This window comes from Streptomyces sp. NPDC039462 (assembly GCF_055639375.1).
The window spans coordinates 170537-193073 of record NZ_JBVKAO010000004.1; the positions used below are offsets into that span (position 1 = coordinate 170537).

Below are 22537 nucleotides of genomic sequence, written 5' to 3' on the forward strand. Positions count from 1 at the left end.
TCAGGCCGCGACGAGGTAGGAGAAGACCGACTCGAGGGACTCGTCCGAGGGCGAGACCGTCAGGAGCCGGATGCCGTGCTCGCGGGCGACCCGGGGCAGCAGCGTCGTGAACCGGCCGAAGTCGACCGCCTGGATGCGCAACGCGCCCTCCTTGAGGTCGACTTCGATGCCGGCCGTCGAGGGGTCGGCGATCAGCGCGGCGGCCAGCGCACGGTCGTCGCTGGAGCGGACCAGATAGCGGTGGGGCCGGTCGGTCATCAGGCGGCGGATCCTGCGGAAGTCGCCGCTCGCCGCGTGCCGTCCGGCGACGATCACCTCGATGTGCGAGGCCAGTTGCTCGACCTCTTCGAGGATGTGCGAGGAGAACAGGACCGTGCGGCCCTGGTCCCCCATGGTCCGCAGGAGCTCCATCAGCTGCATGCGCTGGCGCGGGTCCATGCCGTTGAAGGGCTCGTCGAGCAGCAGTACGGCCGGGTCGTGGACCAGGGCGGAGGCCATCTTCACGCGCTGCCGCATGCCCTTGGAGTACGTGGAGATCTTCCGGTCCTGCGCGTACTCCATCTCGACCGTGGCCAGCGCCTTCTTGGCGGCCCGCTCGTCGAGGCCGTGCAGTTCGGCGTTGGCGACGACGAACTCGCGGCCCGTGAGGAAGTCGTACATGGCCTCGCGCTCGGGGACGATGCCGATGTTCTTGTAGATCTGCTCGTTCCGCCAGATCGGCTGGTCGTCGAGTGTGACGCTGCCCGTGGAGGGGGCAAGGAAACCGCCCATCATGTTGATGAGGGTCGACTTGCCCGCGCCGTTCGGGCCCAGGAGCCCGGTGACGCCGGGGCCGATGTTCATGGTGATGTCGTTGACCGCCACCACGTTCCCGAACCAGCGGGAGGTGTGGTCGATGTTGATCGTGCTCACAGCCCGACCTTTCGGTAGCGGCGCGACAGTGCGCCGTAGCAGCCCGCGATGAGGCCGAGGACGACCAGGACGTAGACGACGCCGACACCGGACGAAGGGCCTTCCCCTCCGGGGAAGGCGGAGGTCGCGCCGAGGAAGGCGGTCTGCACGCCGTCGATGAGCGTGATCGGCGAGAAGAGTCCGAGCCAGGCGATGGCGTCGGTGCTGCCCTGTTCGTAGGCGATCGCCTGGACGGTGGACACCGCTCCGTAGGTGATGGTCAGGACGGCGATGACGGCGGCGATGCCGAAGCCGCGGCGGGGAGTGATCGCCGAGATGACGAGTGCGATGCCGGAGAAGAGCAGGGAGAGCAGCGCCACGGAGACGAGCCCCTGGGAGAACCCCTTCGTCTGGTCGGCGAAGTCGAGCTTGGCGAGCAGCGCCCCTACGTAGAGCACGAGGAGGGGGGCGGCCGTGAGGACGAAGAGGGCCGAGGTCATCGCGGCGAACTTCGCCACTACGTAGTCACCGCGCTCGATGGGCCGGGAGAAGTAGAGCGGCACTGTCTTGAAGCGCAGGTCGCGGGAGACGGTCTGCGGGGCCTGCGCGGCGAGGAAGAGGCTGATGACGGCCTGCAGCACGATCGCGTAGCGCGTGTAGTCGAGGGGCAGGTCCTTGGCCTTGGTGGCCACGGCGACCGCCACCATGATCGCGGCGGGCAGGCACATCACCGCGAAGAGGATCATCGGCAGGACCTTGGACTTGGCGGAGCGTCCGAGGCCGTACGCGCCGCGCAGGCTCTGGGAGAAGAGCGAGCGGCGGGCGTAGGCACGGCCGAGACGCGGTCCGTCGTAGTTCCGGTAGCCGATGTTGTGGATCCGGGTGGACTCGGGGGTCCGGGTGGGATCGGGGACGCGGGTGGACTCAGTGCTCATCGCGCCGGCCTCCTGTCTGCTGTGCGGCCGCGGCGACGGGCTCCGGCCTGGACGCGTCCTGGTCCTTGAAGACCTCCGCGATGTGGTGCCTGCGCTGTTCCATCCGGATCAGGCCGAGGCCGAGGTCGGCGACGAGGTCGCGCACGACGTCGTACGTCTCCTCGCCCTCCGCGGTGAGCAGGATCGTGTGTCCCGCGCCGGGCAGTTCGCCGCCGGTCTCCGTGGCGATGTCGCGCGCTCGCAGCGCTTCGCGCAACGCCCGGGTGCCGTCGGGATGTTGGTCGCTGTCCGTGACCTCGACGGCGAGCGTCGTGGTGGTCTGGGTGAAGTCGGTGGTGGAGCTGGACCGCAGGAGCTTGCCGCCGTCGATGACGACGACGTGGTCGCAGGTGCGCTCCAGCTCGCCGAGCAGGTGCGAGGTCACCAGGACAGAGATGCCGAAGTCGGTGTGGACGCGGCGGATCAGGCCGAGCATCTCGTCGCGGCCGACCGGGTCGAGGCCGTTCGTCGGCTCGTCCAGGAAGACCAGTCGGGGGTCGTGGACGAGGGCCTGGGCGAGCTTCACCCGCTGCTTCATGCCGGTCGAGTAGCCGCCCATGGGGCGGTACCGCTCTTCGTAGAGACCGACGTGGCGCAGAGTGTCCGCGGTGCGCTCGCGGGCCGCGGACGGCGGGAGGCCCGACATGCGCGCCATGTGGACGACGAACTCGGTGGCCGAGACGTCGGGCGGCAGGCAGTCGTGCTCCGGCATGTACCCGACGCGCTCGCGGATCTCGCCGCCGCGGGTGGCGACGTCGAGGCCGAGCACGGCGGCCCGGCCCTCCGTGGCGGGGGACAGACCCAGCAGGATCTTGATCAATGTGGACTTGCCGGCTCCATTGGCTCCGACGAGTCCGGTCACACCGGGCCCGATATCCATGGAGAGCCGGTCAAGCGCGGTCACCCTCGGGAACCGCTTGCTCAGGCTTTCGGTCGCGATCACAGTCACGTTTCGACGGTAGTGGCGCAGACCACACCGGCGCGTCAGACCAAGGGCCTGCCCTGCCCTCACTCTGGAGTATTACGGGCCCGTAGGGGTCGTCCGGAAGTCGCCCCCTGGGGGATCTCCCGGACCTGTCCCGCAGGGTCGGACGGAACTATTGACGTAGCCGCCGGGCATTGTCACATTCATCAGTGTCAAGTTACGACCGCGTACGGCGATGGACCGGACACGGGTGGACCGGACTCGGGACGGACGGTGGCATGACCTCAGCAGTGGCAGGTGAACTCTCCGCGGAACTGCGGGGGTTCAGAGAAGTGCAGACCCTCGCGTATGCCTGCGCGGAGGCGGTCGCGGCACAGCTCAAGCCGGGTGTGACGGAGCGCGAGGCCGCGCGGATGCAGCGCGAGTGGCTGCGCGAGCGAGGTGTGCGGGACTGGTTCCACCTGCCGTTCGCCTGGTTCGGGGACCGCACGGCGTTCGTGAACTTCCGGGTGCCGCTGCAGTTCTTCCCGACCAACCGCAAGCTTGAGCCGGGGATGCCCTTCATCCTCGACATGGCCCCGGTGTACAAGGGATTCACGGCCGACATCGGCTATTCCGGCTGCCTCGGTCTCAACCCCGTGCACGACAAGCTCCTCGCCGATCTGGAGGCGCACCGCGAGCTGATCCTGCGCGAGGTGCGCGAGCGCCGCCCGCTCCGGGAGATCTATGAGGCCGTGGACCGGCTCATGGTCCGCCAGGGCTATGCCAACCGCCATCGCGCCTATCCCTTCGGCGTCATCGCGCACAAGGTCGACCGGGTCAAGGAGCGCCGGCTGACCCCGCACCTCTTCGGGTTCGGCACCCAGTCGCTGAAGGGACTGGCGAGCGACGCCCTGCGCGGCCACCGGGACGGCTGGTCCCCGCTGTGGTCGCCCTACAAATTCTCCGACCACCCGCCCCGGGAGGGGCTCTGGGCGGTCGAACCCCATCTCGGTTTCCGGGGTACGGGCGCGAAATTCGAGGAGATCCTGGTCGTCACCGACTCCAAGGACCCCGAACAGAGCGCGTTCTGGCTGGACGACGACCTGCCGCATGTGCGGCGCTGGGCTGAGGAGAGGGCCGCCGCATGACGACCGGAGCAGTCCCCGCGAAGATGAAGGACGCGCGCGAGCGCTGGGTGCGCACGGGCGGAGTGGAGCTGTGCGTCGCCGAGCTCGGCGACCCCGACCGGCCCACGGTCCTGCTGGTGCACGGATATCCGGACTCCAAGGAGGTGTGGTCCGAGGTCGCCGAGCGCCTCGCGGACCGCTTCCACGTCGTTCTGTACGACGTCCGCGGACACGGCAGGTCGACCGCGCCTCGGCCGCTGCGCGGCGGCTTCACCCTGGAGAAGCTGACCGACGACTTCGTGGCGGTCATCGACGCGGTCAGCCCGGACAAGCCGGTGCACGTGGTCGGGCACGACTGGGGCTCGGTGCAGTCCTGGGAGTTCGTCACGGTCAAGCGGACGGAGGGCCGCATCGCGTCCTTCACGTCGATGTCGGGCCCGTCGCTCGACCACTTCGGCCACTGGATCAAGAACCGCATCTCCAGGCCCACGCCCCGCAAGGTCGGCCAGCTGCTCGGCCAGGGCGCCAAGTCCTGGTACGTGTACATGCTGCACACCCCCGCGCTCCCCGAGCTCGCCTGGCGCGGCCCGCTCGGCAAGCAGTGGCCGAAGATCCTCCAGCGCGTCGAGAAGGTCCCGGCGGGCGACTATCCGACGCCGTCGCTGCCCCAGGACGCCGCGCACGGCGCCTGGCTCTACCGCGACAACATCCGCGCGAGGCTCCGCAGGCCCCGCTCCGACGCGTACGCGCACGCGCCCGTGCAGCTCATCACGCCCTCCGAAGACGCCTTCCTCTCCGAGCGGCTCTACGACGATCTCGAGCTGTGGGCCCCCCAGCTGGTCCGCCGCACCCTGACGGCCAAGCACTGGGTGCCGCGCACTCGCCCCGACCAACTGTCGGCCTGGATCAGCGACTTCGTCACGGCGAACGAAGACGGCCTGCCCGCGCAGAGCAGCGCGGCCACCGGGAAGTACGCCGACCGGTTCGCCGGCCGGCTCGTCCTGGTCACCGGAGCGGGCAGCGGCATCGGGCGGGCCACCGCCTTCGCGTTCGCCGAGGCGGGCGCGCGCGTGGTGGCCGTCGACCGGGACGCGGAGAGCGCCGCCCGCACGGCGGAGATGTCCCGCCTGATCGGCGCCCCGGACGCCTGGGGAGAGACGGTCGACGTCTCCGACGAGCAGTCCATGGAGAAGCTCGCCGAGCGCGTCGCCACGGAGTACGGCGTGGTGGACGTCCTGGTGAACAACGCCGGCATAGGCCTCGCCGGCTCCTTCCTCGACACCACCGGCGAGGACTGGAAGAAGGTCCTCGACGTCAACCTGTGGGGCGTGATCCACGGCTGCCGGCTCTTCGGCAAGCAGATGGCCGAGCGCGGCCAGGGCGGCCACATCGTCAACACGGCGTCGGCGGCCGCCTATCAGCCCTCGAAGACCCTCCCCGCCTACAGCACCTCCAAGGCGGCCGTCCTGATGCTCAGCGAGTGCCTGCGCGCGGAGCTCGCGGACCAGGGCATCGGCGTCTCCGCGATCTGCCCGGGCTTCGTGAACACGAACATCACGACGACGTCCCGTTTCGTCGGTGTCGGGGCCGACGAGGAGAAGCGCCGCCAGAAGAAGTCCGCCCGGCTGTACGGCCTGCGCAACTACCCGCCGGAGAAGGTCGCCGACGCGATCCTGCACGCCGTGGTCAAGAACCAGGCGGTGGTTCCGGTCACTCCCGAGGCCCGCGGCGCTCGCTTCATGTCCCGCCTCAGCCCCAAGGCCCTGCGCGCGATAGCCCGATTGGAGCCGCCGTTGTGAGCACGGAGGAGCATTACGCGATCGTTCCGCGTCGGGTCTCGTTCGACTGGGACAGGACACCGCTGCACTGGATACCGGACGAGCCGACGGCCACCCACGTCATCAACGTCCTGCATCTGCTTCTCCCCGCGGGGGAGCGGTGGTTCGTGAAGGTCTTCAAGGAAGGCCTGCCACTGATCACCGATCCGGTGCTGCGGGGCGACGTCAAGGGGTTCATGGGCCAAGAGGCCACGCACAGCGTGCAGCACGCGCATGTGCTCGACCACTTGGCGGCGCAGCACCTCGACACCGCCGACTTCACCCGGTACGTGGACTTCCTCTTCGAGAAACTCCTCGGTGAGAAGCCGCCGTTGGGGCTGCCGGTGTCGACGCGGGAGTGGCTGCGTTTCCGGTTGTCGATCATCGCCGCGATCGAGCAGTTCACGGCGGTCCTGGGAAACTGGGTCCTGCACGCGGAGGGCCTCGACCGCGCCGGGTCCGACGAGGTGATGCTCGACCTGCTGCGCTGGCACGGCGCGGAGGAGGTCGAGCACCGCGCGGTCGCCTTCGACATGTTCCAGCACTGCGGTGGACAGGGCCTGCCCCGGTACGCCCGCCGGGTCGCGGGCATGACGGTCACGGCGCCCGTGATGCTGTACCTGTGGATCTGGGGCACGGCCTATCTGATCCGCCACGACCCCCGACTCGCGGGCCGCCTGCGGTACTCACTGGCCGAGCACAACAGGGCGGTCCGCAAGGGGCTGCTGCCCACCTGGCGCGAGCTCGGCACGGCCATACCCCGCTATCTGCGGCGGTCGTACCATCCCTCGCAGGAGGGCTCGTTGCGCAGGGCCGTCGAGTATCTGGCGCAGTCGCCCGCGGCACGGGCGGCGGCGGGCGCGATCGGCCGGGCAGCCACTGCCTAGGGACCCCGGCGCGGGCCCCGGCAAGTCATCACGGAGGACGGGCAGCGTGGAGTACCGCATCGAGGACCTGGCGCACCACAGCGGCGCCACGGTCCGCACGATCCGCGCCTATCAGGACCGGGGGCTGCTTCCCCGCCCGGAGCGGCGCGGCCGGTCCAATGTGTACGGGGACGCGCACCTGGCACGGCTGCGGCAGATCGCGGACCTGCTCGACCGCGGGTACACCCTGGCCTCCATCAAGGAGCTACTGGAGGCCTGGGACGCGGGCAGGGGCCTCGGCGGGGTGCTCGGCCTCGCCGCGGAGGTCGACGGTCCGTGGACGGACGAGAAGGCCGACCGGATCACCCGTGCGGAGCTCGACGCGGCCTTCGGCGGTACGTCGGACGAGGCGGCGGTGGCCGACGCGGTCGCCCTCGGCGTGCTCGAACCGATGCCGGGGCGCGAGGACGAGTTCCTGGTGCCGAGCCCCCAAGAGCTTGCGGTGGCAGTCGAGTTGCATGCCGCGGGCGTTCCGCTGTCGGCGATATCCGGCCATTTGCGGGAGTTGAGGGGGCAGGTCGAGCACATAGCGTCCCGTTTCCTGGAGTTCACGACGGAGCACGTCTTCGCCCGCTATCTCGGCCATCGCCCGCCGACCGAGGCGGACGCGGCCGAGGCCGCGGAGCTCGTGCGCAGGCTCAGGCCGCTTGCCCAGCAGTCGGTCGACGCCGAACTCGCGCGTGCCATGCGGCTGTTCGCCACCCGGCACCTTCGGCAGCACCTTGACACCGGTGAACCGCCGCCGCGGGCAGATGAGCCCCAGGCGGTGGCGGTGCCCGGCTCCACAATGCGGGCCGTGCAGGCCCTGGTTGGCGTGGAGAACGCGGCGGCGTTCATCGCGGCGGCCGCCGAAAGGGAGGTGCAGAAGCGGACGTTGGACGCCTTGGCCTCAACTAGTGGCGATACTGGGCATATTGGTCAAATGCCGCCTATCGCTTAGAAGTTGTCCACAGAATCGCCAACTACCCTGTGGATAACTTGACTTGGCTGTGGATCAAACCTTCGGACCGAAATCCGTCGATGAAAAGCTGATGGCCGGAGCTGGAGTGCGCGGGAAACTGATCGCCAAGTGCGCGGAAAGCTGACCGCCGAGATTGCGTGCCCCCGACGGCTGTCAGCCGAGCTGGCGGACAGCCTCCGTGGCGATCTGCTCGAACACGGCCTGGTCCGCGGCGAAGTCGGAGCCGGGGATCGGCCAGTGGATCGCGAGCTCGGTGAAGCCGAGCTCCTGGTGGCGGCCGGCGAAGTCCACGAAGGCGTCGAGGGACTCCAGCGGACGGTTCCGGTCAGGGGTGAAGCCGGTCAGCAGGATCTTGTCCAGCTCGGCCACGTCCCGGCCGATGTCCGCGCAGGCCTTGCCGAGCTTGTCGACCTGGTTCCGGATCGCCTCCCGGGACTGCTCGGGAGTGCCGGCCTCGAAGAGCTTCGGGTCCCCCGTGGTCACCCACGCTTGCCCGTGCCGGGCCGCGAGCTTCAGACCGCGCGGACCGGTGGCCGCGACGGCGAAGGGCAGCCTCGGCCGCTGTACGCAGCCCGGAATGTTGCGGGCCTCCAGTGCCGAGTAGAAGGTCCCCTCGTACGTCACCGAGTCCTCGGTCAGCAGCCGGTCGAGCAGCGGCACGAACTCGCCGAACCTGTCGGCGCGCTCCCGCGGCGTCCAGGGCTCCTCGCCGCTCTTCAGCAGCGTCGTGGCGTCGAAACCGTTGCCACCGGCGCCGATGCCGAGGGTGATCCGGCCGCCGGAGATGTCGTCGAGCGATATGAGTTCCTTGGCGAGCGTCACCGGGTGCCGGAAGTTGGGCGACGTGACGAGCGTCCCCAGGCGCAGCCGCTCGGTGGCCGACGCGGCGGCGGTCAGCGTGGGCACCGCGCCGAACCACGGGCCGTCGCGGAAGGTGCGCCAGGCCAGGTGGTCGTACGTGTACGCGGTGTGGAAGCCGAGCTCCTCGGCCCGCAGCCACTGGTCGCGGCCGCCCTCCTGCCAGCGTCGTACGGGAAGAATCACGGTGCTCAGGCGCAAACTCATGTATCAGAGCTTACGGTGGGGCTGACGGGGCGGGACGTGGGATGAGCTGCGCTCGGACGTGAGTGGGCCGCACTCAAATGTGCGCCCCACCGCACGGCCGTGCACGCATATGCGGGACAATCGACGGCGTGACCTCAGCTACCCCGGGCCCCCGTACCCCGGCCTCCACCGCACCGGCAGCCAGCGGCCCGGCCGCGCCGCGACCACGGCCCCGGCTGATCGCGACGGACCTGGACGGCACCCTGCTGCGCGACGACAAGACGGTCTCGGACCGTACGGTCGCCGCGCTCGCGGCCGCCGAGGAGGCGGGCATCGAGGTCTTCTTCGTGACCGGCCGCCCGGCCCGCTGGATGGACGTCGTCAGCGCCCACGTCCACGGTCACGGCCTCGCCATCTGCGGCAACGGCGCCGCGGTGGTCGACCTGCACGGCGGCCCAGGCACCCACAGCTTCGTCAAGATCCGCGAGCTGGCACGGGAGTGCGCCCTCGACGTCGTCCGCAGGCTGCGCGCCGCGGCCCCGGGCACGTCCTTCGCGATCGAGCGGACCGGGGGCCTCCACCACGAGGAGACGTATCCACCGCTGCACATGGAGCCGGGTGAAAGCGTCGCGCCGGCCGAGAAGCTGCTGGCGGAGACCCTGGCGGACTCCGCTGTCGCCGTGCAGCCCGTCCTGAAGGTCCTCGCCTTCCACCCGGGGCTCGCCCCCGACGAGTTCCTGGTGCTCGCCCGCGCGGCCATCGGCGACCGGGCCACCGTCACCCGTTCCAGCCCCAGCGCTCTCCTGGAGATCAGTGGCCCCGGCGTCTCCAAGGCCAGCACCCTGGAGCTGTGCTGTGCCGAGCGCGGCATCACCCCAGCGGAAGTCGTCGCCTTCGGAGACATGCCCAACGACATCGAGATGCTCGCCTGGGCGGGTACGTCGTACGCGATGGGCAACGCCCACCCGGACGTCATCGCCGCGGCCTCCGGACGCACGGTCGCCAACAACGACGACGGCGTCGCGGTCGTGATCGAGCAGATCCTGGCGGAGCGCTAGAGCTTGACGCCCCTCCTGGCCAGCCACTTCCGCGGGTCCACCCCAGAGCCCAGGTGCGGCGTGAGCCGCGTCTCGAAGTGCAGGTGCGGCCCCGTCGAGTTGCCGGTCGTGCCGGCCTGACCGACCCACTGACCGGTGCGCACGCGGTCCCCCTGGTCGACGGTGACGGCCGCGAGGTGCGCGTACTGCGTGAAGTACCCGCCCTTGTGCCGCACCACGACCTCGATGCCGAAGCCCCCACCGCACGACACGCTCTCCACCCGGCCCGCCCCCACCGACCGCACGGGCGCCCCGATATCGACCGCGAAGTCCTGCCCGGTGTGCCGGCCGGACCAGCGGCCACCGACGCTGTCGAAGCCCGCGGAGAGTTCGTACGTCTCCACGGGTGTGACCCACGCGCGCGTGACGGGCTTTCTCCGCTGGTGCAGGCGTACGGCACCGCGGCACTTCCCCGCCGCGACCGACCGGTCGGCCTCGCCCTGGAGACTCCACCGCGCCGTCTCCAGCTTCCGCTCGATGCCGCGCTTCAGCTTCGCCAGGCGTGCGGTGCGACGAACCAGCGAGCGCCTGGCACGGTCCGCCCTGTCCTTGGCGGCGGCGAGACCGGCCACCGCACGGCGGGTCTTGGTGACGGCACTGTTGACGGCCAGGTCGGCGTGCCACAAGGCGCGTCTGCCGCGCATCACGGCGTCGGGGCTGTCGGCGAGGAGCAGCTGCGCCGTGTAGGGGAGACCTCCGCCGGTGCGGTACTGGGCGCTGGCCATCCTGCCGAGGTCGTCATGGAGCACCGCCACGTGGCGCCGCTCCTTGGCGAGGAGTCGGTCCAGTTTCCGGACCTTCTTCTTCTGGATGCCGGCTGCCCGGCGGCCCTCTTCGTAGCGGGCGGTCGCGGCGGAGGCCTCTTCGTAGAGCCGTGCCACGTCGGCGCTCGCGCTCGGCCCCTCGGAGCCCACGGCGGGCGGCACGGGTCCGAGCAGCGCGCACAGCAGCACCGGCACCAGCGCCCGCAGAAGCGGATGTGGCAGGCGGCGACGGCGCACGCGACGGCGATGGCGACGGCTCGAACACATGTCACGGATCGTTGCCCGCCGCGACGGCACGGATCCTGCGCGACTCGGGCACTCGGGGTGCGCGATGCCCCGTAAGGACCAGCCGTATACCGCCGAACAGACCCCTCCCACCACCGTCGAACAGACCCCTCCCGCGCGGTCAGTACGGTGCCTCCCACACCACCGTCGTACCGCCCCCGTCCTCACCGATCCCGGGCCCGTACCAACTGTCGCCGCCGAGCGACTCCGCGCGCCGCTTGAGGTTCTTCAGGCCGCTGCGCCGACCGCCCTCCGCGATGCCCACGCCGTCGTCGGCGACAGTCAGGCGTACGCCCTGCTGCCCGTCCGGGAGGACCACCGTCGAGTCGACCACGACGTCGATGCGGGCCGCGTGCGCGTGCCGGAACGCGTTGGACAGGGCCTCCCGCAGCGCGGCGATGAGGTTCTTTCCGGTCAGTTCGCCGACCACCGTGTCGACCGGCCCCACGAAGTGGTGCGAGGGCTTGAAGCCGAGGGGGACGGCGGCCATGTTGATCTCGCGCAGGACGCGGGTGCGCAGCCCCGACGGGGCTTCGGCGGGGCCCTGCTGGAGCGCGAAGATCGCCGTGCGGATCTCCTGGATCGTCACGTCCAGTTCGTCGACCGCCCTGCCGACACCGACCTGCACCTCCGGGACGACCGACCTGCGCTGGGCGCTCTCCAGCATCATCCCGGTGGCGAACAGGCGCTGGATGACGAGATCGTGCAGGTCCCTGGCGATCCGGTCGCGGTCCTCGTACACCGCGAGCCGCTCCCGGTCCCGCTGGGCCTCGGCCATCATCAGCGCGAGCGCGGCCTGCGAGGCGAACTGGGTGGCGAGGGTCCGCTCGGCCTCGCTGAAAGGGCGTGCCCCGCGCGCGCGGGGCGTCACGAGCGTGCCGAGGACCCGGCCGTCGCTCTGCAGCGGCAGCATCATGACGGGGCCGTAGGCGCGGGCGAGCTCGGTCATGACGCGCGGGTCGCTCGCCGCGTCGTCGATGAACACGGACTGTCCTTCGAGGAGTTCGGCGACGATGCGGCTCTCCGGAGGGACGATCATGCCGAGCGCCCCGGTCGGTTCGTCCGAGGAGACCGCGACGATCTCCATGCCGCCCTCCTCGTCGGGCAGCAGCACGATGCCCGCGGCGGAGTCCGCGAGGTGCCTGGCCTGCTCCGCGACGACCGTGAGCGCCTCCTCCGCGTCGCTGCCAGCCAGCAGGGCGGTGGTGACCGCCACGGAGCCGTCGATCCAGCGTTCGCGCTGCTTGGCGGCTTCGTAGAGGCGTGCGTTCCCGATGGCGATGCCGGCCTCCGTCGCGAGGACGCGGACCATGTGCACGTCGTAGTCGTTGAACTCGGCCCCGTCCCGCTTCTCCGTCAGATAGAGGTTGCCGAAGATCTCGCCCTGGACGCGGATGGGGACGCCGAGGAAGGTCCGCATCGGCGGGTGGTGGCGCGGGAAGCCGCAGGAGCGCGGGTCCACGGAGAGGTCGGGCAGGCGCAGCGTCCTCGGCTGGTGGATGAGCGCGCCCAGGAGCCCTTTGTGGCCGTCGGGCAGGTGCCCGATCCTCTCGGCGGTCTCCTCGTCGATGCCGTGGTAGACGAAGTCGGAGAGTCCCTTGCCGTCCTCGGCGACGACACCGATCGCGGCGTAGCGGGCGTCCGCGAGCTCGGCGGCGGTCTCGCAGATGCGGTCCAGAGTGGTGTGCAGTTCGAGTCCGGTGCCGACCGACCGCATGGCCTCGAGCAGTTGCGGCACCCGGGACGTCAGCTCGGGCGAGAGCCCTTGGAGGGTGCGGCTCGCCCGCGCCGCCGCCCGCACCGAGTCCGGTGTGCCGTCGGGGGGCGGGGAGTCGGCGGAGGCCGAGGGTGCTGACATGCCTTTGAGCCTAGTAAGTCCGATTTACAGGGGAAAGTCGAGGCCACCCGGCCACCGCCGAGGTCGTCTGCGCCCGGGGCACCACGGAATGCGCCGCCACCAGCGGGCTCGCGCCCTCAACCCCGCCGCCACCAGCGGGCCCGCCGCTCTCACCCCGCCACCAACAGATCCGCCGCCCGCTCCACCTCCAGCATCCGCCGCAGCAGCCCCTCCTCCGCCGCGAGCTCCGCGTACGTGCCGCGCTGCGCCACCCTCCCGCCGTCCAGCACGAGCACCTCGTCCACGGCGTCGAGCCCGGCAAGCCGGTGCGTGATGAGCAGCGTCGTCCGCCCCTCGGTCGCGGTCAGCAGGTCGGCGGTCAGGGCGTCGGCGGTCGGAAGGTCCAGGTGTTCGGCGGGCTCGTCCAGGACGAGGACGGGGAAGTTGGCGAGCAGTGCGCGGGCCAGCGCCAGGCGCTGTCGCTGTCCTCCGGAGAGGCGGGCCCCGTGCTCGCCGACGAGCGTGTCGAGCCCGTCGGGCAGGGAGGCGACCCAGCCGTCGAGCCGCGCGCGCTCCAGGGCGTCACGCAACTCCGCGTCGGTGGCGTCCTTCTTGGCGAGCAGCAGGTTCTCGCGCACCGAGCTGTCGAAGATGTGGGCGTCCTGGGCGCACAGCCCGACCATGCCGCGCACCGTGTCGCCGTCCAGCGCGGTCGCGTCTGTGCCGCCGAGCGTGTACGTCCCTTCGGACGCCCCGAGGAACCGCAGCAGTACCTGCGCGAGCGTCGTCTTGCCGGACCCGGACGGGCCGACCACGGCGATCCGCCGCCCCCGGTCCAGCGTCAGGTCGACGCCGGCGAGCGCGGGCGCGTCGGCGGACTGCCCTTCGTAGCGGGCGCCCAGCCCTTCGACGCGCAGCGGGAAAGGCGTACGGGGGGCCTCTGCGGGCACGGCGGGCTCGGGGACCGGCACGGGTGCGTCGAGGACCTCGTAGACCCGCTCGGCGCTCTTCCTGACCCGCTGGCGGTACTGCACGGCGAGCGGCAGTCCCATCACGGCCTCGAAGGCGGCGAGCGGGGTGAGGACGACCGCGGCGAGGGCCACGCCGCTCAGCCGCCCGTCGTGGACCGCCTGCACGCCGACGAGCGCCGCGGCCGCCACGGTGAGCCCGGTGACGAGGGCCCCGAGGCCGTCGCCGAGCGCGGTGGCGGTGGCGCCCCGGGAGGCGATCCGGGTCAGCTCGGCGTCGGCCTCCGCGGCCTTGGCCGTACGACGCTTCAGCGCGCCGGCGACGGTCAACTCGGCGGTCCCCGTGAGGAGATCGGCCACGCGGGTGGCGAGCACCCCGCGCGCGGGAGCCAGCTTCCGCTCCGCGCGCCGGGCCACGGCGCCGCTCACGAGCGGCACGCCGACCCCCGCCGCGAGCAGCCCCACGGCGAGCACGGCGCCCGCCTCGGGCAGCAGCCACGCGGTGAAGCCGACGGCTCCGGCGCCGACGACGGCCGCGGCGGACGCGGGGAGCAGCCAGCGCAGCCAGTAGTCCTGCAAGGCGTCGACGTCGGCGACGAGACGGGAGAGGAGGTCGCCGCGCCGGGCCCCGCGCAGACCGGCCGGGGAGAGCCGTTCCAGGCGCCGGTAGACGGCGACCCGGGTGCCGGCGAGCATCCGCAGCACGGCGTCGTGCGAGACGAGCCGCTCGGCGTACCGGAAGACGGCGCGGCCGATGCCGAAGGCGCGGGTCGCCGTCACGGCGATCATCAGGTACATCACCGGGGGCTGCTCCGAGGCCCGCGATATCAGCCACCCGGAGGTCGCCATCAACCCCACGGCGCTCGCGAGCGCGAGGCTGCCCAGGAGCAGCGCCAACGCCAACTGCCCTCGCCGGGCCTGCGCCGCGTCCCGGACCCGGCCCAGCACTCCGCCCGCACGCCGGAGCCCCGGGCGGACACTCTCTTCCCGGGACCTCGGCACCACCGCACCACCGGCCACACCGCTGTCACTTACGGCAGGGGCAGCCGTGCCCCCCTCCCTGTGAGCAACGGCCGGATACGCGCCCCGGGACCGGGAAGCCTCGGCGGCGTCCAGCCGTACGACGCGGTCGGCGACGGACAGCAACGCCGGCCGATGCACCACCAGCAGCACGGTCCGGCCGACGGCGAGCCGGCGAACCGCCTCGACGACCTCCGCCTCGGTGCCGCCGTCCAGCGCCGCCGTCGGCTCGTCGAGCAGGACCACGGGCCGGTCGGCGAGGAACGCCCGCGCAAGCGCGAGGCGTTGCCGCTGCCCGGCGGAGAGCCCGGCGCCGTCCTCCCCCAGCACGGTCCGCACCCCGGCGGGCAGCGCGTCCACGAACTCCAGGGCACCCGCCTCGCGCAGGGCCTCCCGCAGCTGCGCGTCGTCCGCATCCGGCCGCGCGAGCCGTACGTTCTCCGCGATGGTCCCGGCGAAGAGGTGCGGCCGCTGCGGCACCCACGCGATCCGCTCGCGCCAGCGTTCCGGCGAGACGTCCGCCAGGTCGACGCCCCCTACCCGCACCCGCCCCTCGGTGGGCGGGACGAACCCGAGCACCACGTTGAGCAGCGTCGACTTGCCGGCCCCGCTCGGCCCGACGAGCGCAACGGTCTCCCCGGGCGCCACCTCGAAGGACGCCCCGGAGACGGCGTCCGACGCGCGCCCCGGGTACCGGACCGTCACACCTTCCACGCTCAGGACGCCCGAAGGCGCCGCCCCCGTCCCGGCGGCCGGCACCGGGGTCTCCAGGACCTCGAAGATCTCCTCGGCGGCCGAGAGCCCCTCCGCCGCCGCGTGGTACTGCGCGCCGACCTGACGCAGCGGAAGGTAGGCCTCGGGTGCGAGGACGAGGACGACGAGACCGTCGTACAACTCCATCTCGCCGTGGACGAGCCGCATGCCGATGGTCACCGCGACCAGCGCGACCGAGATCGTCGCGAGCAGCTCCAGAGCGAACGACGACAGGAAGGCGATGCGCAGCGTCCGCATCGTGGCCTGCCGGTACTCGCCGGTGATCTTGCGTATCGACTCGGCCTGCGCCTTGGCACGGCCGAACACCTTCAGCGTCGGGAGGCCCGCCACCACGTCGAGGAAGTGGCCCGAGAGGCGCGAGAGGAGGCGCCATTGGCGGTCCATGCGGTTCTGTGTGGCCCAGCCGATCAGGATCATGAAGATCGGTATCAGGGGGAGCGTCACGACGATGATCGCCGCCGACACCCAGTCCTCGGTGACGATGCGGGCCAGCACCGCCACCGGCACCACCACCGCGAGCCCCAGCTGCGGCAGATAGCGCGAGAAGTAGTCGTCGAGCGCGTCCACGCCGCGGGTGGCGAGAGAGATCAGCGACCCGGTGCGCTGGCCTCCGAGCCACCCGGGCCCGAGCGCGCCCGCTTGCTCCAGCAGCCGCCCCCGCAGCTCGGACTTGACCGCCGCGCTCGCCCGGTGCGCGGCGAGCTCGGTCAGCCAGGAGACCAGCCCACGCCCCGCCGCGACCACGGCGAGCAACACCAGGGGAGTGCCCAGATCGCCTACGGAGAGGCCTTCCTGGAAGGCACCCACCACGATCTCGGCGATGAGCATCGCCTGGCCGACGACCAGGCCCGCCCCGGCCAGCCCCAGCACCACGACCGCGACGAGGAAGAAGCGCGTGGCGCGGGCGTACCGAAGCAGGCGCGGGTCTATCGGTTTCACGTGAAACACACCCTCCGACGGACTCTGGAGAACGGGCACTGGAGCACGAGCACTCGAGAACGGCAGCTGAAGAACGGACTCAGTGCGCGGCATCCGCGATGTGCTGCGTCCCGATCCGCTTGCGGAACACCCAGTACGTCCAGGACTGGTAGAGCAGCACGACAGGCGTCGCGATGCCCGCGCACCACGTCATGATCTTCAGGGTGTACGGACTCGACGAGGCGTTGGTGACCGTGAGGCTCCACTCCTCGTTCAGCGACGACGGCATGACGTTCGGGAAGAGCGTCAGGAAGAGCATCGCGACGGCCGCCGCGATCGTGATCCCGGACAGCGCGAACGACCATCCCTCACGCCCGATCTTGATGGCCACGATGGCGCCGACCAGGGCGACCACGGCCACGACCATCGCGACCAGGCTCTTGCCGTCACCCTTGTCGGCCTGCGTCCAGAGCAGGAACCCGAGCGCGAGCACGGCCGTGACGAGCCCCAGACCCAGCGCCGTCTTCCGCGCCCGCACCCGGATGTCACCCACCGTCTTGAGCGAGGCGAACACCGCGCCGTGGAAGGTGAACAGCGTCAGGGTGACCAGACCGCCGAGAAGCGCGTACGGATTGAGCAGATCCACGAAGCCGCCCACGTACTCCTTGTGGGCGTCGATCTTCACGCCGCGCACGATGTTGCCGAAGGCGACGCCCCACAGCAGCGCCGGGATCAGCGAGGTCCAGAAGATCGCGTGCTCCCAGTTGGTCTGCCAGCGCTCCTCGGGCCGCTTGGCGCGGTACTCGAAGGCGACACCGCGGACGATCAGGCAGATCAGGATGATCAGGAGCGGCAGGTAGAAGCCGGAGAAGAGCGTCGCGTACCACTCGGGGAAGGCGGCGAAGGTCGCACCGCCCGCCGTGAGCAGCCACACTTCGTTGCCGTCCCAGACGGGGCCGATGGTGTTGATGAGGACCCGCTTCTCGACCCGGTCCCGGGCAAGCAGCTTGGTCAGGATGCCTATCCCGAAGTCGAAGCCCTCCAGGAAGAAGTAGCCGATCCACAGGACCGCGATCAGTACGAACCAGACGTCGTGAAGTTCCATGTCCGCTGTACTCCTTCCTTCAGTACGAGAAGGCCATGGGCCGGTCGGAATCGTCGGAGTCGGAGTCGGAGTCGGAATCGGTGCCCTTGCCCGATCCGGGTCCGCTGATCTTGGTGGGCGGGTTGAGGTCCGCCTCGGTCAGCTCGGGCGGGCCCGACCTGACGTACTTGAGCAGCAGCTTCACCTCGATCACGGCGAGGATCGCGTAGATGAGCGTGAATCCGATCAGTGAGGTGAGCACCTCGCCCTGGGAGACCCCGGGCGAGACCGCGTCCTTCGTGCGGAGGACTCCGTAGACCACCCAGGGCTGTCGCCCGGTCTCGGTGAAGATCCAGCCCCAGGCGGTGCCGATGAGGGGGAAGATCAGCGTCCACTGCGAGAGCCGCCACCACCACGTGCCGAGCTTCGGCGCGAGCTCCTTGTTCTTGGTGAGCATCAGCTTGGGGATCTCGTCCGCGCCGGTGCGGTGCTCCGGGGCGAGCCAGAACTTCTTCCGCGTCAGCCAGAGGCCCGCGGTGCAGAGCGCCATCGAGACCCCGCCGAAGCCGATCATCCAGCGGTACGACCAGTAGGCGGTGGGGATGTTGGGCCGGTAGTCGCCGGGCCCGTACTTCGCCTGCGCTTCCTTGTTGAGGTCATTGATGCCGGGGATCTCGGCGCTGAAGTTGTTCTTCGCGAGGAAGGACAGCACGCCGGGGACCTCGATGGCGACCTTGTTGTGGCCCTCGGCGACATCGCCGTACGCGAAGAGCGAGAACGGTGCCGGCTTCTCGGTCTCCCACAGCGCCTCGGCCGCCGACATCTTCATCGGCTGCTGCTCGTACATGACCTTGCCGAGTGTGTCGGCGCTGACGACGGTGAGCAGCGTGCCGACGAACGCGGTGACCAGGCCGAGCCGCATCGACATCCGCATGGTGCGGATGTGCTGCTTCTTGCGCAGGTGGAAGATGGCGATGCCGGTCATGAAGGCGCCGCCGACCAGGATGGCCGCCGAGATGACGTGGAAGAAGTTGACGAGCGTCGTCTCCTGGAAGAGCACCTTCGAGAAGTCGGTGAGCTCCGCGCGCTTGGTGCCGTCCCGCTCCACGATCTTGTAGCCGACCGGGTGCTGCATAAAGGCGTTGGCGGCGATGATGAAGTACGCCGACAGGACGGTGCCGATGGAGACGATCCAGATCGTGGCGCAGTGCAGCTTCTTCGGCAGCTTGTCCCAGCCGAAGATCCACAGGCCGATGAAGGTCGACTCGAAGAAGAAGGCGATCAGCGCCTCGAAGGCGAGCGGCGCCCCGAAGACGTCACCGACGAAGCGGGAGTAGTCAGACCAGTTCATGCCGAACTGGAACTCCTGCACGATGCCGGTGACGACACCCATCGCAATGTTGATCAGGAACAGCTTTCCCCAGAACTTGGTCGCCCTGAGGTAGTGCTCCTTGCCCGTCCGCACCCATGCCGTCTCAAGGATCGCCGTGAGGGCGGCGAGGGAGATCGTCAGGGGGACGAACAGGAAGTGGTAGACGGTCGTGATGCCGAACTGCCATCGCGCCAGGGTTTCCGGCGCCAGAGCCAGGTCCACTGCGTCTCTCCTCACTCACCGTGCCCACAGCGATCCGGTCACCCCTTTTGTCCCACCCATCCCGGGACGAACGGGGCACGCTTGTGAACGCGTTCACATTCACAAGCAATTATGTCGTACTGGTGGCCGGAACCCCAAAGGGGGGTCCCACTTACCGAGGGAAACGCCGCAGGCACGAGAAAAGGCCTCGGGCGCAGCGCCCGAGGCCTTCCCAAGAACTTCAACATATTGTTGAATCCGCGCCATGCAGATACGGATCTCATGGCCCACGGGCCACCTCACCGCGACCCTCGCCGAGACCCCGACCAGCCAGGCTCTCGGCAAGGTCCTGCCGCTCTCCGCCACCGCCCGCACCTGGGGCGAAGAGGTCTACTTCGACACAGGCGTCAGCGTGCCGCGCGAGGCCGACGCCCAGCAGGTCGTCGAACCCGGCACGGTCGCCTTCTGGACCGACGGCGACGCCCTCGCGCTCCCCTACGGGCCGACGCCGATCTCACAAGGCGACGAGTGCCGCCTCGCGAGCCCGTGCAACCTCCTCGGCCGGCTCGACGGCGACCCGCGCCTGCTGGCCACCGTCCGCTCCGGAGACCCCATCCGCGTCGAACTCGCGACCGACTGACGGCAGCCGCGCCCACCCACGGACGCCCATGGGCACCCCCGCGCGTCTGCGGGGGCTAGAGCTCCTTGCGGAAAGCCTCCGCCGCCTGCAAGAAGATGTCGTTGGCCTCGGTCTCGCCGATCGTGGCCCGCATCCCCTCACCCGCGAACGGCCGCACGACCACGCCGGCCTTCTCGCACGCCTCCGCGAAGTCCGTCGTACGGTCGCCGAGCCGCAGCCACACGAAGTTCGCCTGCGTCTCGGGCACCGTCCAGCCCTGGCCCCGCAGCGCCTCGACCACACGCGTGCGCTCGGCGACCAGCGAGCCGACCCGGCCCATCAGCTCGTCCTCGGCACGCAGCGACGCCACCGCCGCGTCCTGAGCGAGCTGGCTCACACCGAACGGCACCGCCGTCTTGCGCAGCGCGGCGGCAACCGGCTCGTGGGCGACCGCGAAACCGACGCGCAGGCCCGCGAGGCCATACGCCTTGGAGAACGTACGGAGCACACAGACGTTCGGACGGTCGCGGTAGATCTCGATGCCGTCCGGCACCTCGGGGTCACGGATGAACTCGCGGTACGCCTCGTCGAGCACGACCAGGACATCGCCCGGCACCCGGTCGAGGAACCGCTCCAGCTCGGCCCTGCGGACGACGGTGCCCGTGGGGTTGTTGGGGTTGCAGACAAAGATGAGGCGAGTGCGGTCGGTGATGGCGTCGGCCATCGCGTCAAGGTCGTGCACCTCGCCGTCCGTCAACGGCACCCGCACCGACGTGGCGCCACTGACCTGCGTGATGATCGGGTACGCCTCGAAGGACCGCCACGCGTAGATGACCTCGTCGCCCGGGCCCGACGTGGACTGCAGCAGCTGCTGGGCGACGCCGACGGAACCGGTGCCGGTGGCGATGTGCGAGGCGGGCACCCCGAAGCGGTCGGCCAGCTCGCTCATCAGGGCCGTGCACGTCATGTCGGGGTAGCGGTTGAAGGACCCGGCGGCGGCGAGCGCGCTCTCCATGACGCCGGGGAGGGGCGGGTAGGGGTTCTCGTTCGAGGACAGCTTGTAGGCCGCGGGACCGTCGGCCGCCGCCGCGGGCTTGCCCGGCTTGTAGGTGGGGATCCCCTCCAGCTCGGCGCGCAGCCTCGGGTTCGTCTCGCTCACCGCAGTCCTCCTCTTGGCCAGTCAAGCTCTTGGTCGGTCACGCTCTTGGTTCGGTCACGCTCTTGGTCGGTCACACCAGTTCGAATACTGCTTACCTTATGAGGATTCGGCGCCGCTGCGAATGGCCTTCCGGCATCGGTATACGGAGGGTCCCGCACCGCACCGCGCAGGCGCGCGAAGCAGGGGGAGCGCCCCCTGCTTCGCCTCGCGCCGGTGGCTCGCTCCGTGGCGCGCATCCCCCGTGAAGGTGAGTTGAGACCTCTTCGAGACCTGACTCATTCGGCAGGCCCGCACGCGACGATCAGGTGCAGCTACCTGTGGATCTCTCCAACTACCTTTGGTTCCAAGGTCATTGGGAGTACAACGCCATGCAGAAACGTGCCTGTCAACGCGTGCATATGCGCCCCTGCTACCCACCCCCATGAGCCCTACTATCGGCTCGCCATGACAGCAGCAGGGAAGCACCAGGTGAGCCGAGCGGAGACCGCGCGCCGGGGCAACCGGCAGAGTCGAGCGGGGATCAGAGACGTCGCCGCCGCCGCCGGTGTCTCCATCACGACTGTCTCCGACGCCCTCAACGGCAAGGGTCGGCTCCCCGACGCCACCCGACGCCACGTCCGCGAGGTCGCAGAGCGGTTGGGCTATCGCCCCTCCGCGGCGGCCCGCACCCTCCGTACCGGCAAGTCGGGCCTCATTGGCCTGACCGTGACGACATACGGGGATGAACCTTTCACCTTCACCGAATTCGCCTACTTCGCCGAGATGGCCAGAGCCGCCACATCGGCCGCACTCGCCCGGGGCTACGCCCTGGTGATCCTGCCCGCCACCTCGCGCCGCAGCCCCGTCGACGTGTGGTCGAACGTCGCGCTCGACGGCACCGTCGTCGTCGACCCCTCCGACCACGACCCGGTGGTCAGCGAGCTGGTCCGGCAGGGCCTGCCGGTCGTCTCCGACGGGCGCCCGGCAGGATCGCTCCCGGTCACCGCCTGGGTCGACAACGACCACGAGGCCGCGGTCCTGGAGATCCTCGACCACCTCGCGGCCGCCGGCGCCCGCCGGATCGGCCTCCTCACCGGCACCACCACGGACACGTACACCCATCTGTCCACGACCGCCTACCTGCGCTGGTGCGAACGCGTCGGGCAGGACCCCGTCTACGAGTCCTATCCCGCCCACGACCCGTGTGCGGGCGCCGTCGCCGCCGACCGGCTGCTCGCCCGGCCCGACCGGCCCGACGCCGTGTACGGCCTCTTCGACCCCAACGGCACCGACCTCCTCGCCGCCGCCCGGCGGTACGGCCTGCGCGTCCCCGACGACCTGCTCCTCGTCTGCTGCAGCGAGTCCACGGTGTACGCCACCACGGAACCGCCCATCACCACGCTCTCCCTCAAACCGCGCCGCATCGGCACGGCCGTCGTGCAGCTCCTCATCGACGCCATCGAGGGCCTCGACACGGGCCGGCCCGTCGAGCAGGTGATACCGACCGAACTGATCGTGCGCACCTCGTCCGAGCGACGTCCGCCACGCACGACGGTCAGTCCGCCACGCTCGTCCGGCTCCGGCTGATCGCTCCCGTTCTCGTACGCGGGCCTGGGCAGAGGTCGGCTTCCTCCCCGCCACCAGCGGGGAAACCTCTGCCCAATTCGGGAGAAATCCGCAATGAACGACGGTCCGGCACCGATTCACCACCCCTGGTGCACCACACAGCGGGAGCCGCATTCCTATGATGGGCGGACGACACCGCGGGCCGCAGCGACCAAGCAGTCCGATCTCGGTGCAGATGCGGCGCAAT

At 70.4% G+C, this 22537-nt stretch carries 17 protein-coding genes; 7 read left to right on the forward strand and 10 right to left on the reverse strand.

Features of this window, described 5'->3' with window-relative positions:
* The 3 genes from ACZ7LU_RS23145 to ACZ7LU_RS23155 are packed head-to-tail and all read right to left on the reverse strand — an operon-like array spanning position 1 to position 2808.
* Positions 1-912: an ABC transporter ATP-binding protein gene (locus tag ACZ7LU_RS23145; RefSeq protein WP_398301731.1), complete on the reverse strand. Its 912-nt coding sequence runs from the start codon at positions 910-912 to the stop codon at positions 1-3.
* Positions 909-1826 (reverse strand): ABC transporter permease, encoded by a 918-nt coding sequence (locus ACZ7LU_RS23150; protein ID WP_471917875.1) that lies wholly within the window; start codon positions 1824-1826, stop codon positions 909-911. The genes ACZ7LU_RS23145 and ACZ7LU_RS23150 overlap by 4 nt, the downstream gene beginning before the upstream one ends.
* Positions 1816-2808 carry an ABC transporter ATP-binding protein gene (locus ACZ7LU_RS23155; RefSeq protein ID WP_468302152.1) on the reverse strand — a complete coding sequence of 331 codons (993 nt, stop codon included), beginning with the start codon at positions 2806-2808 and terminating at the stop codon, positions 1816-1818. Before ACZ7LU_RS23155 ends, ACZ7LU_RS23150 begins: the two co-directional genes overlap by 11 nt.
* A gap of 260 nt (positions 2809-3068) precedes the next feature.
* Here ACZ7LU_RS23155 and ACZ7LU_RS23160 point away from each other — a divergent pair, with 260 nt between their 5' ends.
* The 4 genes from ACZ7LU_RS23160 to ACZ7LU_RS23175 are packed head-to-tail and all read left to right on the forward strand — an operon-like array spanning position 3069 to position 7582.
* Positions 3069-3920 carry a M24 family metallopeptidase gene (locus tag ACZ7LU_RS23160; RefSeq protein WP_471917876.1) on the forward strand — a complete coding sequence of 284 codons (852 nt, stop codon included), beginning with the start codon at positions 3069-3071 and terminating at the stop codon, positions 3918-3920.
* Positions 3917-5698, forward strand: coding sequence for an SDR family oxidoreductase (locus ACZ7LU_RS23165; RefSeq protein WP_471917877.1), 1782 nt, complete (start codon positions 3917-3919; stop codon positions 5696-5698). Before ACZ7LU_RS23160 ends, ACZ7LU_RS23165 begins: the two co-directional genes overlap by 4 nt.
* The gene (locus tag ACZ7LU_RS23170; protein WP_471917878.1) at positions 5695-6603 is read left to right on the forward strand and encodes a metal-dependent hydrolase; all 909 of its coding nucleotides are present in this window, start codon (positions 5695-5697) and stop codon (positions 6601-6603) included. Before ACZ7LU_RS23165 ends, ACZ7LU_RS23170 begins: the two co-directional genes overlap by 4 nt.
* A gap of 46 nt (positions 6604-6649) precedes the next feature.
* Positions 6650-7582: a MerR family transcriptional regulator gene (locus ACZ7LU_RS23175; RefSeq protein ID WP_471917879.1), complete on the forward strand. Its 933-nt coding sequence runs from the start codon at positions 6650-6652 to the stop codon at positions 7580-7582.
* A gap of 174 nt (positions 7583-7756) precedes the next feature.
* Here the strand turns inward: ACZ7LU_RS23175 and ACZ7LU_RS23180 are convergent, their stop codons facing one another.
* Positions 7757-8668 (reverse strand): LLM class flavin-dependent oxidoreductase, encoded by a 912-nt coding sequence (locus tag ACZ7LU_RS23180; RefSeq protein WP_398301743.1) that lies wholly within the window; start codon positions 8666-8668, stop codon positions 7757-7759.
* A gap of 128 nt (positions 8669-8796) precedes the next feature.
* Between ACZ7LU_RS23180 and ACZ7LU_RS23185 the strand changes: the two genes are divergently transcribed.
* Complete coding sequence (locus ACZ7LU_RS23185; protein ID WP_471917880.1) at positions 8797-9705, forward strand: Cof-type HAD-IIB family hydrolase; 909 nt, start codon at positions 8797-8799, stop codon at positions 9703-9705.
* Here the strand turns inward: ACZ7LU_RS23185 and ACZ7LU_RS23190 are convergent.
* The 5 genes from ACZ7LU_RS23190 to ACZ7LU_RS23210 all read right to left on the reverse strand — a co-directional run bounded on the left by ACZ7LU_RS23190 (position 9702) and on the right by ACZ7LU_RS23210 (position 18988).
* Entirely contained in the window at positions 9702-10775 is a 1074-nt protein-coding gene (locus tag ACZ7LU_RS23190; RefSeq protein ID WP_471917881.1) for a murein hydrolase activator EnvC family protein, read from the reverse strand. The genes ACZ7LU_RS23185 and ACZ7LU_RS23190 overlap by 4 nt on opposite strands.
* Before the next feature lie 139 nt (positions 10776-10914).
* Complete coding sequence (locus ACZ7LU_RS23195; RefSeq protein ID WP_471917882.1) at positions 10915-12651, reverse strand: sensor histidine kinase; 1737 nt, start codon at positions 12649-12651, stop codon at positions 10915-10917.
* Positions 12652-12800: 149 nt separating this feature from the next.
* Positions 12801-16331: a thiol reductant ABC exporter subunit CydD gene (gene cydD / locus ACZ7LU_RS23200; protein WP_471917883.1), complete on the reverse strand. Its 3531-nt coding sequence runs from the start codon at positions 16329-16331 to the stop codon at positions 12801-12803.
* A gap of 79 nt (positions 16332-16410) precedes the next feature.
* Positions 16411-17415, reverse strand: a complete 1005-nt coding sequence (gene cydB, locus ACZ7LU_RS23205; RefSeq protein WP_398301753.1) for a cytochrome d ubiquinol oxidase subunit II — start codon at positions 17413-17415, stop codon at positions 16411-16413.
* A 19-nt stretch (positions 17416-17434) separates the two neighbouring features.
* Positions 17435-18988, reverse strand: coding sequence for a cytochrome ubiquinol oxidase subunit I (locus ACZ7LU_RS23210; RefSeq protein ID WP_471917884.1), 1554 nt, complete (start codon positions 18986-18988; stop codon positions 17435-17437).
* Between the two features lie 244 nt (positions 18989-19232).
* Here ACZ7LU_RS23210 and ACZ7LU_RS23215 point away from each other — a divergent pair, with 244 nt between their 5' ends.
* Positions 19233-19607, forward strand: coding sequence for a cyclophilin-like fold protein (locus tag ACZ7LU_RS23215; protein WP_468715102.1), 375 nt, complete (start codon positions 19233-19235; stop codon positions 19605-19607).
* 55 nt (positions 19608-19662) lie between these two features.
* Here the strand turns inward: ACZ7LU_RS23215 and hisC are convergent, their stop codons facing one another.
* Entirely contained in the window at positions 19663-20745 is a 1083-nt protein-coding gene (hisC, locus tag ACZ7LU_RS23220) for a histidinol-phosphate transaminase (protein WP_471917885.1), read from the reverse strand.
* Positions 20746-21189: 444 nt separating this feature from the next.
* Between hisC and ACZ7LU_RS23225 the strand changes: the two genes are divergently transcribed.
* The gene (locus tag ACZ7LU_RS23225) at positions 21190-22311 is read left to right on the forward strand and encodes a LacI family DNA-binding transcriptional regulator (protein ID WP_362992161.1); all 1122 of its coding nucleotides are present in this window, start codon (positions 21190-21192) and stop codon (positions 22309-22311) included.
* The last annotated feature ends 226 nt before the right edge of the window (positions 22312-22537 follow it).

Excerpts from the sequence above, each read along its gene's own strand:
- ACZ7LU_RS23215 (WP_468715102.1), top strand. The coding sequence starts at position 19,233 with ATGCAGATACGGATCTCATGGCCCACGGGCCACCTCACCGCGACCCTC.
- ACZ7LU_RS23165 (WP_471917877.1), top strand. The coding sequence starts at position 3,917 with ATGACGACCGGAGCAGTCCCCGCGAAGATGAAGGACGCGCGCGAGCGC.
- ACZ7LU_RS23160 (WP_471917876.1), top strand. The coding sequence starts at position 3,069 with ATGACCTCAGCAGTGGCAGGTGAACTCTCCGCGGAACTGCGGGGGTTC.
- ACZ7LU_RS23180 (WP_398301743.1), bottom strand. The coding sequence starts at position 8,668 with ATGAGTTTGCGCCTGAGCACCGTGATTCTTCCCGTACGACGCTGGCAG.
- ACZ7LU_RS23150 (WP_471917875.1), bottom strand. The coding sequence starts at position 1,826 with ATGAGCACTGAGTCCACCCGCGTCCCCGATCCCACCCGGACCCCCGAG.
- ACZ7LU_RS23195 (WP_471917882.1), bottom strand. The coding sequence starts at position 12,651 with ATGTCAGCACCCTCGGCCTCCGCCGACTCCCCGCCCCCCGACGGCACA.
- ACZ7LU_RS23225 (WP_362992161.1), top strand. The coding sequence starts at position 21,190 with ATGACAGCAGCAGGGAAGCACCAGGTGAGCCGAGCGGAGACCGCGCGC.
- ACZ7LU_RS23190 (WP_471917881.1), bottom strand. The coding sequence starts at position 10,775 with ATGTGTTCGAGCCGTCGCCATCGCCGTCGCGTGCGCCGTCGCCGCCTG.
- cydB (WP_398301753.1), bottom strand. The coding sequence starts at position 17,415 with ATGGAACTTCACGACGTCTGGTTCGTACTGATCGCGGTCCTGTGGATC.